Raw genomic sequence first — 15,007 nt, 5'->3', positions numbered from 1 at the left:
GGCGATCGCCTAGGCAGCCGGGACTTCGACCTCGGACGCGTCGGCTGCCTCGCCAGCACTTGCCTCGGCCTCGCCTTCCCCGTCTTCGCGGCGGTTGCGCTTGCCGCCGCGCTTGCCGCGCCGGCGCTTTTTACCCTGGCCGTCGTCCGAAGCTTCAGCTGTCTCGGACGTTTCGGCAACACCAACAGGGGCGTTGTCGTCCGTTTCCGTGTCGCCATCGCCGGCGGCCGAGTCCGAAAACTCGCCGGCCGGAGCCGAGACGGAAGCACCGTCCGCAGGGGCGCCATGTTCGCGATCGCGATCCTTGCCGCCGCGCCGACGCCGACGCTTGCGGCGCTTGCGGTCGCGGCCTTCGCCTTCTTCGCCACCGGCGGCGGCAGGTCGGGGTTGTTGCTGCGGCTGCTGGCGTGGCTGTTCGGTCTGGACCGGCGCCTCGTCGTCTTCCTCGACGACGACAATCTCGTCCTCGGGCTCTTCCGGCTCGACATAGGCTGGGAAGCTGCGCGCCTCGACAAAGCCTTCCGGCTTTTCAGCCAGCGCGCCGCGGAAGATCGCATAGTGCTGCGAACCGACCGAATCGTCGGCCTCGACGGTGATCGTCAGCCCGAAGCGGCTTTCGAGTTCGACCAGCGTGCCGCGCTTGTGGTTGAGCACGTAGAGTGCGGTCGCCGCCGGCGTCCGTACCGTGATGTGGCTGCGCGAATCCTTGAGCAGGAATTCCTCGATCGCCCGCACCACCATCAGCGCGACCGACGAATCGGAGCGCACATGGCCGGTGCCGCCGCAATGCGGGCAAGGCTTCATGGTCGATTCCAGCACGCTGGCGCGGATGCGCTGGCGGGACATCTCCATCAGGCCGAAATGCGAGATGCGGCCGACCTGGATGCGCGCACGATCGTTCTTGAGGTGATCCTTCAACCGCTTCTCGACGGAGCGGTTGTTGCGGTTCTCCTCCATGTCGATGAAGTCGATGACGATCAGGCCGGCGAGATCGCGCAGCCTGAGCTGACGTGCGACTTCCTCGGCCGCTTCCAGATTGGTGTGGAGCGCGGTGTCCTCGATCGAGTGCTCCTTGGTGGAGCGGCCCGAATTGACATCGATGGCAACCAGCGCCTCGGTCTGGTTGATGATGATGTAGCCGCCGCTCTTCAGCGTCACCTGCGGCTGCAGCATGCGGTCTAGCTGTGCCTCGATGCCGTTGCGCACAAAGATCGGCGTCGTGTCGCGGAACGGCTGAACCACCTTGGCGTGGCTCGGCATCAGCATGCGCATGAAGTCCTTGGCCTCGCGATAGCCTTCCTCGCCGGAGACAAGAATCTCGTCGATATCCTTGTTGTAGAGGTCGCGCACCGAGCGCTTGATCAGGCTGCCTTCCTCGTAGACCAGGGCAGGGGCCGTGGACTGCAAGGTGAGATTGCGGACATTTTCCCAAAGCCGCATCAGATATTCGTAATCGCGCTTGATTTCCGCCTTGGTGCGGCTCTCGCCGGCGGTGCGCAGGATCACGCCCATGCCCTGCGGCACTTCGAGATCGGCAACGACCTCCTTCAGGCGCTTGCGGTCGACCGCGCTGGTGATCTTGCGCGAAATGCCGCCGCCACGCGCCGTGTTCGGCATCAGCACCGAATAGCGGCCGGCAAGCGACAGGTAGGTGGTCAGTGCCGCACCCTTGTTGCCGCGCTCTTCCTTGACGACCTGCACCAAGAGGATCTGCCGGCGCTTGATCACTTCCTGGATCTTGTACTGGCGGCGCACCGGCTTGCGGCGGTTGCGCACTTCCTCCAGCGCGTCCTCGGCGCCGACCGATTCGACCTCGTGATCGTCCGGATGCGAGGACTGCACTTCTTCCAGCATGCCGCGATCATTGTCGCCGGAGGTCGCTTCGCTGCCTTGTTCGGCCTGCGGAACGGCTTCGGAAATCACATCGGCCTCGACCGAGGCGGCGATCGACGTCGGGCCGCCTTCGCGGGTTTCGCCTTCGTCCTGCTCGGCGGAATCCTCGCCATGTTCGGACGCATCGGCATGTTCGGACGTATCGGCCGCATGTTCGATGATCTCGGACGTGTGCGAGATCTCTTCGAAACCAGCGTCGGCCCCTTCTTCTGCCTCGTCGGCAGCGTCGTTTGCCTCGCCGGAATCGGCTGCATCGCGCTTGTGCTCACCCCGGTCACGGGGCTTTCCGCCGCGCCGGCGGCCGCGCCGTCCGCGATCGCGGCTCTGACGGTCATCGCCGTCGCCGTCCTCGTTCTCCTCGTCCTCGGCCTCCTGCGCTTCCGCGCGTAGCAGTGCCTGACGATCGGCGACCGGAATCTGGTAGTAATCGGGGTGAATTTCACTGAAGGCGAGAAAACCGTGACGGTTGCCGCCATATTCGACAAAGGCTGCCTGAAGGGAGGGCTCTACGCGCGTTACGCGGGCTAGGTAGATGTTTCCTTTGAGCTGCTTCTTGTCCTGGGATTCAAAGTCGAATTCTTCAATACGGTTACCGCGTACGACGACAACGCGTGTTTCCTCCGGGTGGGAGGCGTCTATCAGCATTTTGTTGGGCATTATTTCGTTTCCCCCCGGCAGCCGTCAGCCGCAGCTTGCGAGGCAAAGCCTGCTGCTGCGTGTCTGGAATGTGGGTGCCGGATATTTGAACGTCCGCCGGCCGCCGCTTGAGCGCCATGGCGGTGCCGCCCGCAGCCATAATGGCGCGGTTTGATGCGGACCTTTCCATGATTGCGCTTGAAGCCATCGTCACCAACAGAACCTTTTGAACCAAAGCCCGGATGAACCGGACCAGCTTGTTTGCTCATACAGAGCCGGCGCGGGAACAAACCCGGCCGTTTTCCTCACGCAGGCGATTCCCCCGCCACGGGAGCACGCCTGCGAAATTCGTCGCGATCACCTGAACCCTTTTCGCCTGAAGCGAAAGGAGCCGCCTTTACATCTGACCCTGTAGCAAGAAGCTGCGGAGGAGGGCGGTTCCAGGATTGCAGTGATCCACCATCGCTTTTATGATTTGGCGGGATGGAAGGCAACCCCGATTTCCGATGCCGGCAAAAAGCCGTTCCGTAGCGTAAGCCAGGCTTGCGGCCTTGCATGAAAAGGCTTGGTTAACCTTCTCTGGATACCAATCGTTAATCGAGTTCGCGGCCTAACCGGCATATGGACGAAATGACCGGGCGCCGGGCGCCAAACCGGGAGCGACTGGAAGAGAGATGGGATTGGCGGACTTCACAGACAAGGGATGTCGTGTCGGCGGCCGGATCCTGGCCGCTTTCTGCCTCTTGCTGCTGCTGGCGGTCTCATCTGCCCTGTCCTCAAATGCCAATGCCGCCGACGCTCCGCTCGTGGCAAAAGGTTACAAGATGGCCGGCGATGCCACCAAGATGCGCATCGTCATGGACTTCGATCGCGAACCCGGTATCAAATGGTTCCTGCTGCGCGGTCCCAACCGTCTTGTCATCGATCTCGCGAATACGAGATTCGCCGTTGATGCCAAGGATTTGAAGGCGCGGGGCCTGGTCAAGAGCGTGCGCCTGGGCGCCCTCGGCGAGGGCGTTTCGCGGCTGGTCCTCACCGGCAAGGGTCCCTTTGCGGTCGACAAGCTCGATGTGCTCAAGAACGAGGACGGTACCGGCTACCGCATTGCCATCGACATGTCGGCGGCATCCGAGCGCGAGTTCGATGTGGCGCTGGCCAATCAGGCGCTGACCACCGGATCGACCGTTTCGACCGACAAGGGAGGGCGGGTCGGCACCGGGCCGGTCTCCAATCCAGGCCATCGGTTCACCGTCGTCATCGATCCCGGCCATGGTGGCATCGACGGCGGTGCCGAGGGCCTGAACGGCACCATCGAGAAGAATGTCACGCTGGCCTTCGCCACGGAGCTGCGGGACAAACTCGCAGCCGTCGGCAATTATGATGTGTTCATGACGCGCGACACAGACGAATTCCTGCGTCTGGACGATCGCGTGCGCATTGCCCGTCAGCATGAGGCCGACCTGCTTATTTCGATCCATGCCGACACGATCAGCGTCAAAGGCATTCGCGGTGCCACCGTCTACACCGTCTCCGATAAGGCTTCGGATCCCGAGGCGCAGGCGCTTGCCGACCGAGAAAACCTCTCCGACCAGTTCGCCGGCATGGAAATCAAGAACGACAACAAGGAAGTCACCGACATCCTGATCGACCTGATCCGCCGCGAAACGCACAATTTCTCGATGAGTTTCGCCCACACGCTGGTCGGCCAGCTGTCGACCAGCGTCGGCCTGATCAACAATCCGCAGCGTTCGGCGGGCTTCAAGGTGCTCAAGGCACCCGACGTGCCGTCGGTGCTGGTCGAACTCGGTTATCTCTCGAACGCCAAGGACGAGGCGCAGTTGCTCAACGCCGACTGGCGCGGAAAGGCGGCCCAGAGCATAACCAACGCCGTCGCGCTGTTCGCGTCGGCCAAGGCCGGACCGGGAACCGGAGGTTGACATGACCGGCGGCGCCTGCAACCAGAGGCGGCGTTGCGCGACGACAACACCCGGTGCTTTTATTTCCGGCTCGCGGCCTCGAAATCAGGCATTGCCGTATTTTGTCCACATGGCGGCGACAAGGGTTTTCGATTACGGATTGGGACCGGCTCGAAAGCTTGCGCGAAAGGCGGCTTCGTTTAGGAAATTCCCGAACCAAGGACTGGAGCGGGTATGATTCGTCTCATTGGCTATTTTTTCGGCATCGGCACGACGCTGGCCCTTTTGGTCGCGGCGGGCGTTGCGATCTATATCGGCCATTTGTCGAAGGATCTGCCCGACTACGAGGTGCTGGCCAAATACGAACCCCCGGTGACCACCCGCATCCATGCGTCGGACGGCGCGCTGATGGCCGAATATGCGCGCGAACGGCGCCTGTATTTGCCGATCCAGGCCATACCGGACCGCGTCAAGGCGGCCTTCCTGTCGGCCGAAGACAAGAATTTCTACAACCACCCGGGCATCGATGTGACCGGCCTCGGCCGCGCCATCATCGTCAACCTGCAGAATTTCGGCTCGGGCCGGCGTCAGGTCGGTGCCTCGACGATCACCCAGCAGGTGGCGAAGAACTTCCTGTTGTCCTCGGACCAGACCTACGAGCGCAAGATCAAGGAGATGATCCTCGCCTTCCGCATCGAGCAGGCCTATCCCAAGGATCGCATCCTCGAGCTCTACCTCAACGAAATCTTCTTCGGCTTCGGCGCCTATGGCGTCGCCGGCGCGGCCCTGACCTATTTCGACAAGTCGGTCAACGAACTGTCCGTGGCCGAGGCCGCCTACCTGGCCTCGCTGCCCAAGGGGCCGAACAACTACCACCCTTTCAAGCATGCCGATCGCGCGATCGAGCGCCGAAACTGGGTCATCGACCAGATGGTCGAGAACGGCTACGTCACGCGTGAGGAAGGCAGCAAGGCCAAGGCCGAGCCTCTGGGCGTGACGCCGCGGCGCAGCGGCACCTATCTGTTCGCCGGCGAGTACTTCACCGAAGAGGTGCGCCGCCAGATCATCGCCCGCTACGGCGAGAATGCGCTCTACGAAGGCGGCCTCTCCGTCCGCACCACGCTCGATCCGAAGGTCCAGCTCATTGCCCGCAAATCGATGCAGAACGGGTTGATGAAATACGATACGCTGCGCGGCTATCGCGGGCCCGTGACATCGATCGACGCCTCGGGCGACTGGGGCGTGCCGCTTGGCGCCGTCAAGGGGCTGGAGGATGTCCCCGAATGGTCGCTCGCCGTCGTGCTCGACAGTTCGGCGACCGGGCTGTCGATCGGCCTGCAGCCGGCACGGCAGGCGTCGGGCGAGATCGTCAAGGAGCGCGTCGAAGGCACCATCAGCAAGGAGGACATGGGTTTTGCCATGCGCCATGTGGTTGCCGGCAAGACCGTCAAGGCCAAGTCGCCGGCGGAGGTGCTGAAGCCGGGCGACGTCATCTTCGTGCAGAAAAACGATGGTGCCGATGGCGCCTACAGCCTGCGCCAGGTGCCCGAAGTGGAAGGCGGCCTGATCGCCATGGACCCGCACACCGGCCGCGTGCTGGCCATGGTCGGCGGCTTCTCCTACGCGCAGTCCGAATTCAACCGCGCCACGCAAGCCATGCGCCAGCCGGGCTCCTCGTTCAAGCCGATCGTCTATTCGGCCGCCCTCGACAATGGCTATACGCCGGCCTCGGTGATCATGGACGGGCCGATCACGATCCAGAGCGGCAACACGAGCTGGACGCCGAAGAACTATGACGGCACCGTCGCCGGTCCGGCGACCCTACGCTCCGGCATCGAGAAGTCGCGCAACCTGATGACGGTGCGGCTTGCCAATGACATGGGCATGAAGCTGGTCGTCGAATATGCCGAGCGCTTTGGTGTCTACGACCATCTGGCGCCCTACCTGCCGATGGCGCTGGGGTCCGGCGAAACCACCGTGATGCGCATGGTGTCGGCCTATTCGATCATGGCCAACGGCGGAAAATCGATCAAACCATCGCTCATCGACCGCATCCAGGACCGCTACGGCAAGACGGTGTTCAAGCAGGACGAACGTGGCTGCCAGGGCTGCAATGCGCCTGAATGGCAAAACCAGCCGGAGCCGGAACTGGTCGACAATTCCGAGCAGGTGCTCGATCCGATGACCGCCTACCAGATCACCTCGATGATGGAAGGCGTCGTGCAGCGCGGCACCGGCGCCACCATCAATGAACTCGGCCGCCACATCGCCGGCAAAACCGGAACGACCAACGACGAAAAGGACGCCTGGTTCATCGGCTACACGCCCAACCTCGTCGTCGGCCTCTACATGGGCTACGACACGCCGCGCGGCCTCGGCCATGGCGCCACCGGCGGTGGTCTCGCAGCACCAATCTTCAAGGACTTCATGCGGGTGGCGCTGGATGGCACGCCCAATGTCGACTTCAAGGTGCCCGAAGGCATGAACCTGGTTGCCATCAACCGCAAGACCGGCATGCGTGCCGCATCGGGCGATCCCGGAACCATCATCGAAGCCTTCAAGCCGGGCACCGGTCCCGCCGACAGCTATTGGGTGATCGGCATGGGCGCCGACGGCTCCAATGCCACCGGTGGCGCGCTGTCGCCGCAGGCCAATCAAGCCATCCAGTCCGGCGGCGGCGGCCTCTACTGACGATTTTCAGGAGCGGATGGGTTGGCCTTGGCGCCAGCCCATTTTGCTTTACAGCCGGCGGCGGCCTGCCTATGTATCGCGCCAACCGACTTCAGCAAACAGGACAGAACAGCCAGCCATGCGCGCGGAAACGCAGAATATTGTCGACGAGATCAGGCAGGCGATAACCCTGCTGAGGAGGCATCTTTGACTGGGATCAGGCCATAAAGCGGCTTGAATACCTCAATGTGCGCGCCGAGGAAGCCAGCCTCTGGAACGAGCCGCTGGAAGCGCAGAAGCTGATGCGCGAGCGCCAGGGCCTTGAAGAGGGCATCGCCTCGGTGAAAGGCCTGACGCAGGCGCTGGAAGACAATATCGGACTGATCGAGCTCGGTGAGGAAGAGCGCGACGAGGGGGTGATCGCAGAGGCGGAAGCCGCGATCCGCTCGATGCATGGCGAAGCGAAGGCCCGCCAGGTCGAGACGCTGCTGTCGGGTGAAGCAGACTCCAACGACACCTATCTCGAAATCCATGCCGGCGCCGGCGGTACCGAAAGCCAGGACTGGGCCTCGATGCTGCTGCGCATGTACACGCGCTGGGCCGAGCGCCGTCGCTTCAAGGTCGAAGTGCTGGAAATGCATGACGGCGAAGAGGCCGGCATCAAGTCCGCAACGTTGATGATCAAAGGCCACAATGCCTATGGCTGGATGAAGACGGAATCGGGCGTTCATCGCCTGGTGCGTATCTCGCCCTATGACAGCAATGCGCGCCGGCATACGTCCTTCGCCAGCGTCTGGGTCTATCCGGTCATCGACGACACGATCGAGATCGACGTCTCCGAATCCGATGTCCGCATCGACACTTATCGCTCGTCAGGCTCGGGCGGCCAGCACGTCAACACCACCGATTCGGCGGTGCGCATCACGCATCTGGCCACCGGCATCGCGGTCGCATGCCAGGCTGAACGTTCGCAGCACAAGAACAAGGCCAAGGCCTGGGAGATGCTGCGCTCGCGCCTTTACGAGGAAGAGCTGAAAAAGCGCGAGGCGGTTGCAAACGCCACCGAAGCGTCGAAAAGCGATATAGGCTGGGGTCACCAGATCCGCTCCTATGTGCTGCAGCCCTACCAGTTGGTGAAGGATCTCCGCACCGGCGTCGAGAGCACCAGCCCGTCGAGCGTGCTCGATGGCGACCTCGACGATTTCATGGAAGCCTCGTTGTCGCAGCGCATCGAGGGCGGCGCGGGCGAAGCCGTAGCAGACCTGGATTAGGATATGTCCATGTTCAGGTGAGTTTAGCTGACCTCAATCTGAACATACCCCTGCGCACCACAGCGACGGAGGAGTGTGTTGCCGAGCAAGCTCACCGGAAAGTGCTTCTGCGGTGCGGTTCACTACGAGGTCACTGACGAATTCATCTATGCCGCGAATTGCCATTGTTCGGACTGCCGGCGCACCACCGGTTCGGCCTTCAAGCCTTTCGCCGGTATCGAGCGTGAAAAGCTTGTCCTCACCGAAGGCGAGGACAAGCTCCTGATCTTCGGCGACGAAAGCGGCCATAACGCGCATTGTGGCCGGTGCGGCTCCTTGCTTTATTCGCTCGTGCGCGACGGGGCCTATGTCCATGTCGCCATGGGAACCCTCGTCGACGACCCATCCATCCGCCCGACCGCGCACATCTTCGTCGGTTCGAAGGCGGGCTGGTTCACCATCACCGATGACCTGCCGCAGTATCAAGAGCACGTGATTGCCGGCTCTGACCAGCAGTAGGCTGGAACCACAGCGGGCCTATTCCGTTTATCCGACGCCCGTTTGCCGGGAATTGACCTTGGCCTCATCTCGTCGGCGGTAGCGGATACCTGACGTCCATAGAACGATGTCGGGAATGCATCGTCTTGCGCCGACCAAGGAATCAGCCCAGCATCCAAGGGCTGGGAGAGAAAAAGCATTTATGGCCGGACGCGGCATATCTGCGACCCGACGATCCGGCCACTGGGAAGATACGTTCCGGGAACGGGCAAGCGAAACGCTTGAGCTCGTTTGAAAGGAACGCGTCATGTCTGCTGCCACACTCAGATCGGCCAATGCCGTTCAACCGGCTGGCCGACTTTTGTTTTCCCTGTTCGCGATCGGCGCGATGGCAATGCTGACGACACCTGCCTTCGCGCATGACGCCACGCCCACGGCGGCAAAGCCACAGGGCTGGAGTTATCCGTTCGCATGCTGCGCCAACTATGATTGTCGCACGACCCATACAGGCGAAGTGCTGGAGAAACCCGAGGGCTATGTCATCGCCGGAACGGGTGAGATCGTTCCAATGACCGACAAGCGTGTCAAGGACAGCCCGGACGGCGAGTTCCATTGGTGCGCGCACCAAGCGGGCCTCGACGCCGGCAAGACAATCTGCCTGTTCGTGCCGCCGCGCTCTTATTGACGACAGGACGGCGGTCGGACGTCCGCGGTCGCGTGTGACCGGGCCGCAGGCCGGGTTTGCGCGGTTCGGGTGTGCCTGCTGACAGACAGTTGTCAGGAGCACCTCTTTATGGTGCCTTTGTCGCATAGGATGGCGGGCGACAGGAGGAGTTCGTTGATGACCATCAAGGCAAGCTGTCATTGCAAGGCGACGACACTCGAGGTTTCGCAGGCACCGCAGACGGTGACGCAATGCACTTGTTCTTTCTGCTCGAAGCGCGGCTCGCTCTGGGCCTACTACGTGCCTTCGCAATTCAAGCTCACCAGCCCGATGGAGAACGTCTCTTTCTACCGTTGGGGCTCGAGAACCGTAAAGCACGGTTTTTGCGCCACCTGCGGCTGCGGCACCTTTACCGAAACGCCGGACTGGTCGACTGGCGAGCCGGATTTCGACAATCCCAAGATCAGCGTCAACTCGCGGCTGTTCGATGATTTCGATCTCGACAAGGTCGAAGTGGTGATCATAGACGGCAAGAACCTCTGGTAGCCTGATCCAAACCATTCCGGCACGGCGATGCGGCGCCACCGCCGGGTATTGGTCTCTCCGGAAAAGCCGTGAGCGGCGCTTTCGCCATTCCGCTTTTCGCCGCAATTCGTGGTACAAGTCGCGGGAAGGGCTGATTTGGCGCCACCGCAAGGCGTGACTTGGAGAGGGACTATCCTATGAAAAAGACTGTGCTCGTCGTCGTGGCGACGGCTGTGCTCGTGAGCGCCTGTACCACCACTGATCCGTATACGGGCGACCAGAAGATTTCCAACACGGCGGCCGGCGCCGGCCTTGGCGCCCTGGCGGGCGCCAGCCTTGGCCTGCTTGCCGGCGGCAATGACCGCCGCAACGCACTGATCGGCGCCGGCATCGGCGCGCTGGCCGGCGGAGCCATCGGCGCCACCATGGACCAGAACGAGGCCGAACTGCGCCGGCAGCTCGAGGGCACCGGTGTCAGCGTCACCCGCAGCGGCGACCAGATCATCCTCAACATGCCGTCCGACATCACCTTCAACTCGGATCAGGATGCGGTGAAGCCCGGCTTCTACCAGGTCCTGAACTCTGTCGCGCTGGTGCTGAAGAAGTTCAAGCAGACCACGGTCGACGTGTTCGGCCACACCGATTCGACCGGTGGCGACCAGCACAATTTCGATCTGTCGCAGCGTCGTGCTTTGGCGGTCGCGAACTATCTGTCCGGTCAGGGCGTGGATCAGCGGCGCTTCGCAGTCACCGGCTTCGGCAAGACACGCCCGGTCGCATCCAATGCCACGGCCGAAGGCCGCGCCCAGAACCGCCGCGTCGAAATCCAGCTGTCGCCGCTCACCTGATCCGTTCGGCAAATCAAGCGAAACGGCTCCCATGGGGGCCGTTTTTGTTTGCGCGGATATTGGCGTTGTTGAATTAGCTATTGCTAAAATATAGCTTTCCCGGAGCTATGGAAAGGAATAGCATCATCGCTGTTCCTGAGGGGATGAGGCGGTGTCACTGGCCGCGCAATCAGCATTTTTCCGCCTCGGTCTTGCACGGCCAGATCAGAAATCTGGGAGGAATGCATGACAAGAACAGCCAGCCTTGGGCGCTGCGGCGTCCTCGTTTTGACAGGTTTGGTGGGCGCGTGGCTGAACGTTGCTTCGGCTCGGGCCGAGGACGCCAACAAGGCCGACATCGAAGCCTTGAAAAAATCGCTCGCCAAATATGACGATTACACCGTCGCCGTCCGCGACCTCTATCTGTCGACGGTCGGCTGCGTCTACTACAGCGGAGAAAAGATAGCGGGTGCGATGGACTACCCGAAGGGCGCCATGGGTATCCACTTCGTCAATGTCCCGAGTGTCGGCCAGAAGCTCGACCCGATGCACCCCAATGTGCTGATCTACGAACCGACCAAGAAGGGCTTGCGGCTGGTGGGCGTGGATGGCTGGTGCCTCTGACGCCGGACATCAAGGAACCCCCGAAGCTGTTTGGCCAGACCTTCATGGGGCCGATGGAGGGGCACTACCCTCTTATCCCGAAGGAGTTCGTCCACTACGACCTTCATGCCTGGCTCGGGGACAATCCGAACGGCATGTTCAGTCCGACGAATCCGAACGTGAAATGCAACAAGGCCGAGTTTCCGATGCTGGAAAAGCCGACCAAGATGATGCCTGGGCCGATGTAACGGGCGAGCCAGGCAGGAAGCTTTGCCGAGAAGGCAAGCCGGACGGCTGGCTTGCCTTCGAAGCGGTCGGGAATCAGACCTTCGCGACGATCCGCATGAAGGCCGGCATGTCATCGCCGAAGCCGACGGTGGAATCGTTGTCTTCCTGGTGTCGTTGGCGGGCAGGGCGGCTGTTGTCGCGCTGCGGCCTCGTGTCGCCGCGTTCTGGTGCGCGCTGTTCATTGCGATCGGATGATTTGCGCTCGGTGTTTTCCGAACGGATCGCTTCCTTGCGCGAGCGCCGTTCGCCGACGTCGGCGGCCTCGGCCACCGGCTGATCCTCGCGGACTGTTTCCGGTGCCGTGTCTTCGCTGCGCTTGGCGTGGCGTTCGCGCGGTTTGCGCTCGCCGCCCTTTTCCCTGCCGCGGTCGTCGTCCTTGCGGCCGGCGCGACGCGGTGCGCCCTTGCCACGGCGCGGAGCATCGTCCTCGCCGCCTTCGCTGGCAACCACCGTCGACAAGTCGCCGTCATGCCATTCGATCTTGTTGCCGATCAGCCGCTCGATAGCGTCGATATACTTGGTATCCGACTTGGTCGCGATGGTGAACGACTTGCCCGAGCGCCCGGCGCGGCCGGTACGGCCGATGCGGTGGACATAGTCCTCGGCATGGATCGGCACGTCATAGTTGAAGACGTGGCTGACATCGGGGATGTCCAAGCCGCGCGCGGCGACGTCGGAAGCGACGAGGTAGCGCAGCTTGCCGTCGCGGAAATTGGCCAGCATCTGCATGCGCGCGCGCTGGTCCATGTCGCCGTGCAGCGCGCCGGCGTCGAAATCATACTTCAGCAGCGAGCGGAACAGCTCCGCCACTTCAACCTTGCGGTTGCAGAAGATGATGGCGTTCTTCAGCTCCGCGTCTTCGGCCTTGATCAGATTGCGCAGCGTCTCGCGCTTGTCCCATGGCTTGGAGCCGGACTTGACCAGCCGCTGGATGATGTTGGTGGCGGCGGATGCTGCCTTCGAGACCTCGACGCGCACCGGCGCGTGCAGGAATTTCTCGGTCAGCTTGGTGATTTCCGGCGGCATCGTTGCCGAGAAGAACAGCGTCTGCCTGGTGAACGGAATCATCTCGCAGATGCGCTCGATATCGGGGATGAAGCCCATGTCGAGCATGCGGTCCGCTTCGTCGATGACGAGGATCTCGACGCCGTTGAGCAACAGCTTGCCGCGCTCGCGGTGATCGAGCAAGCGGCCGGGCGTCGCGATCAGCACGTCGACGCCGCGCTCCAGCTTCTTGTTCTGTTCGTCGAATGAGACACCGCCGATCAAGAGCGCGATGTTGAGCTTGTGGTTTTTGCCGTAGCGGATGAAATTCTCTTCGACCTGCGCGGCGAGCTCGCGCGTCGGCTCCAGGATCAGCGTGCGCGGCATACGGGCGCGGGCCCGACCGTTTTCGAGGCGGGTCAGCATCGGCAGCACGAAGGAAGCCGTCTTGCCAGTGCCGGTCTGGGCGATGCCCAAAATGTCCTTGCCGAGTAAGGCGTGCGGGATCGCACCAGCCTGGATCGGCGTCGGCTGGGTATAGCCGGCGTCGGTGACTGCGGAAAGGACCTTCGGCGACAGGCCGAGGTCTGCGAAGGTCAACGCTTCTTGAGCGGTCGTGGTGTCTGAGGACAAGTGTTGTTGTCTTTGGCTGGTTCGGGGAAGCGCAACGGCGTCTAATGGCGTCTGTCGCGGCAAGCGCCACGCGCCTGCAAGATTGGTATTGCAATTAGGAGCAAGCCCTCGATTTGTCAACAGAAACGGGCAGCAATGGCACGATTGTGAAGTTGTAACCTTAATCGGGATGCTTAATCGACCTGTCGGTCGCAGCGCCGGCTCAATAGCGGAACTGTTCGGCGAGAATACGCTCGTTCCAGGAATGATTGGGATCGAACAGCAACGTTGCTGTCGCCGTGGGTGATTCTCGCACCGTTACCGAGGTCACGGCCTTGACCTCGGTATGGTCAGCGGCGGCGTTCACTGGCCGCTTTTCCGGCTCGCGGATGTCGAAGCGCACGGTGGCCTTGTTGGAGAGCAGCGCGCCGCGCCATCGGCGCGGGCGAAACGGGCTGACTGGGGTCAGCGCCAGCAGCGGCGCGTCGAGCGGCAGGATCGGTCCGTGCGCCGAAAGATTGTAGGCGGTGGACCCGGCCGGGGTTGCGATCATGACGCCGTCGCAGTTCAGTTCCTCAAGCCGGACCTGTTCGTCGACGGTGATGCGGATCTTGGCCGTCTGGTACGATTGACGCCACAGCGCCACTTCGTTGATCGCCAGTGCCGAAATCGTTTCGCCTTCCGAGGTCACGGCCAGCATCTCCAGCGGGCGGATCGTTTCGGCGACGGCGGCTTCGAGACGCTCCGTCAGGCCACCGGAACGATACTCGTTCATCAGGAAGCCGATGGTGCCACGGTTCATGCCGTAGACCTTCTTGCCGGTCCCCATCGTGTCGCGCAGGGTCTGCAGCAGGAAGCCGTCACCCCCAAGGGCAACGACGATCCCGGCCTCCTCGACGGAAGACTGGCCATAGCGCGCCGACAGGCTTTCCAGCGCCGTCTTGGCGTCAGCGGTGTCGGACGAGACGAAGGCGATGCGGCTGGCGGCTTTGCTCATGGCTCCCCGATGACGACCAATTGGCAGCGGCAGGGCCGCGCCAGCGTCGGGGTAGCATGGGCGGGGTACGTCTGCAAAGGGAGCCGCCATGCCGGATGGCAACGACATCCCGGATGGCAACGCCATCTGGATGGCAAGGCGACCGCGGGACGGCGGATGCGGACTCGCCGTTCGCGTATCATGTCAAAGGCTACGCGAATGTGATGGTTAAGACCGGCCTTAAAGTCTCGTAAAGCCGGATCGGTCATGTTAGCCGGCAGTGGATGGGTGGCGTGGGGGCTAGCCAGTCGAGGCCGACATATTGCCGGTAACACGCCTGATCATCGTCTTTCTGATGCTGGGAAGCTTCGCGCTGCTCTTTGCCGAACTGGTGCGCCAGTCCGAAGAGACGAGCTTCCGGCCGCAGCCCACGGCGTCGCGCTGTGGCGATGCAGCCGGAGCGCCATGCCCGCAAAGGGCGCTGTAGCGCTGTAACCTGATCATCCTTTCGGATGACCGGCGGCATTGGCGGCCGCTTCGGTGCGCGACATCGCGCGGCAGTTTCTCTCCTTAAAAGCAGTGGCCGGTCGGCCACCGCGAATTGCGGCCGCGAGCATTTCGGCCTCAACGGCCTGACGCGTCCGGCATCGCGGCTAAACCTCTTT

13 protein-coding genes are annotated in these 15,007 nt (G+C 62.4%); 10 read left to right on the top strand and 3 right to left on the bottom strand.

Annotated elements, in window-relative coordinates:
- Positions 1–9 precede the first annotated feature (9 nt).
- Positions 10–2,550, bottom strand: a complete 2,541-nt coding sequence (locus EOA19_RS32005; protein ID WP_281040494.1) for a ribonuclease E/G — start codon at positions 2,548–2,550, stop codon at positions 10–12.
- A gap of 653 nt (positions 2,551–3,203) precedes the next feature.
- On the opposite strand from EOA19_RS32005, the gene EOA19_RS32000 reads away from it, so the two are divergent.
- From EOA19_RS32000 to EOA19_RS36175, 9 genes are all read left to right on the top strand, one after another.
- Positions 3,204–4,466 carry an N-acetylmuramoyl-L-alanine amidase gene (locus EOA19_RS32000; RefSeq protein ID WP_128305866.1) on the top strand — a complete coding sequence of 421 codons (1,263 nt, stop codon included), beginning with the start codon at positions 3,204–3,206 and terminating at the stop codon, positions 4,464–4,466.
- 213 nt (positions 4,467–4,679) lie between these two features.
- Positions 4,680–7,136 (top strand): penicillin-binding protein 1A, encoded by a 2,457-nt coding sequence (locus EOA19_RS31995; RefSeq protein ID WP_128305865.1) that lies wholly within the window; start codon positions 4,680–4,682, stop codon positions 7,134–7,136.
- Positions 7,137–7,254: 118 nt separating this feature from the next.
- Positions 7,255–8,386, top strand: a protein-coding gene (gene prfB, locus EOA19_RS31990) for a peptide chain release factor 2 (protein WP_128305864.1) whose coding sequence is annotated in 2 segments (ribosomal slippage) — positions 7,255–7,320 and positions 7,322–8,386 — 1,131 coding nt in all. Because the reading frame shifts where the segments join, the coding sequence is not laid out codon by codon here.
- Between the two features lie 78 nt (positions 8,387–8,464).
- The gene (locus EOA19_RS31985; protein WP_127291381.1) at positions 8,465–8,884 is read left to right on the top strand and encodes a GFA family protein; all 420 of its coding nucleotides are present in this window, start codon (positions 8,465–8,467) and stop codon (positions 8,882–8,884) included.
- 286 nt (positions 8,885–9,170) lie between these two features.
- Positions 9,171–9,548: a hypothetical protein gene (locus EOA19_RS31980; RefSeq protein WP_128305863.1), complete on the top strand. Its 378-nt coding sequence runs from the start codon at positions 9,171–9,173 to the stop codon at positions 9,546–9,548.
- 156 nt (positions 9,549–9,704) lie between these two features.
- A complete protein-coding gene (locus EOA19_RS31975) occupies positions 9,705–10,073 on the top strand; it encodes a GFA family protein (protein WP_128305862.1) in 369 nt (122 codons plus the stop codon).
- A 176-nt stretch (positions 10,074–10,249) separates the two neighbouring features.
- Positions 10,250–10,900: an OmpA family protein gene (locus EOA19_RS31970; RefSeq protein ID WP_013531371.1), complete on the top strand. Its 651-nt coding sequence runs from the start codon at positions 10,250–10,252 to the stop codon at positions 10,898–10,900.
- Positions 10,901–11,125: 225 nt separating this feature from the next.
- Positions 11,126–11,503, top strand: coding sequence for a hypothetical protein (locus EOA19_RS36180; protein WP_245486403.1), 378 nt, complete (start codon positions 11,126–11,128; stop codon positions 11,501–11,503).
- Positions 11,494–11,730 (top strand): hypothetical protein, encoded by a 237-nt coding sequence (locus EOA19_RS36175; protein WP_245486402.1) that lies wholly within the window; start codon positions 11,494–11,496, stop codon positions 11,728–11,730. The genes EOA19_RS36180 and EOA19_RS36175 overlap by 10 nt, the downstream gene beginning before the upstream one ends.
- 73 nt (positions 11,731–11,803) lie before the next feature.
- Here EOA19_RS36175 and EOA19_RS31960 read toward each other — a convergent pair whose 3' ends face one another.
- Together EOA19_RS31960 and EOA19_RS31955 are read right to left on the bottom strand one after the other, a co-directional pair.
- Complete coding sequence (locus EOA19_RS31960; protein WP_164893096.1) at positions 11,804–13,387, bottom strand: DEAD/DEAH box helicase; 1,584 nt, start codon at positions 13,385–13,387, stop codon at positions 11,804–11,806.
- 202 nt (positions 13,388–13,589) lie between these two features.
- Entirely contained in the window at positions 13,590–14,363 is a 774-nt protein-coding gene (locus tag EOA19_RS31955; protein WP_023812117.1) for an NAD kinase, read from the bottom strand.
- Between the two features lie 301 nt (positions 14,364–14,664).
- Between EOA19_RS31955 and EOA19_RS35495 the strand changes: the two genes are divergently transcribed.
- Positions 14,665–14,829: a hypothetical protein gene (locus EOA19_RS35495; protein WP_164748845.1), complete on the top strand. Its 165-nt coding sequence runs from the start codon at positions 14,665–14,667 to the stop codon at positions 14,827–14,829.
- Positions 14,830–15,007 lie beyond the last annotated feature (178 nt).

The organism is Mesorhizobium sp. M7A.F.Ca.US.010.02.1.1, from assembly GCF_004023085.1.
Classification (GTDB): domain Bacteria; phylum Pseudomonadota; class Alphaproteobacteria; order Rhizobiales; family Rhizobiaceae; genus Mesorhizobium.
Note: the sequence above shows the minus strand (reverse complement) of the source record. Positions and strands in the feature narration are given on the sequence as shown.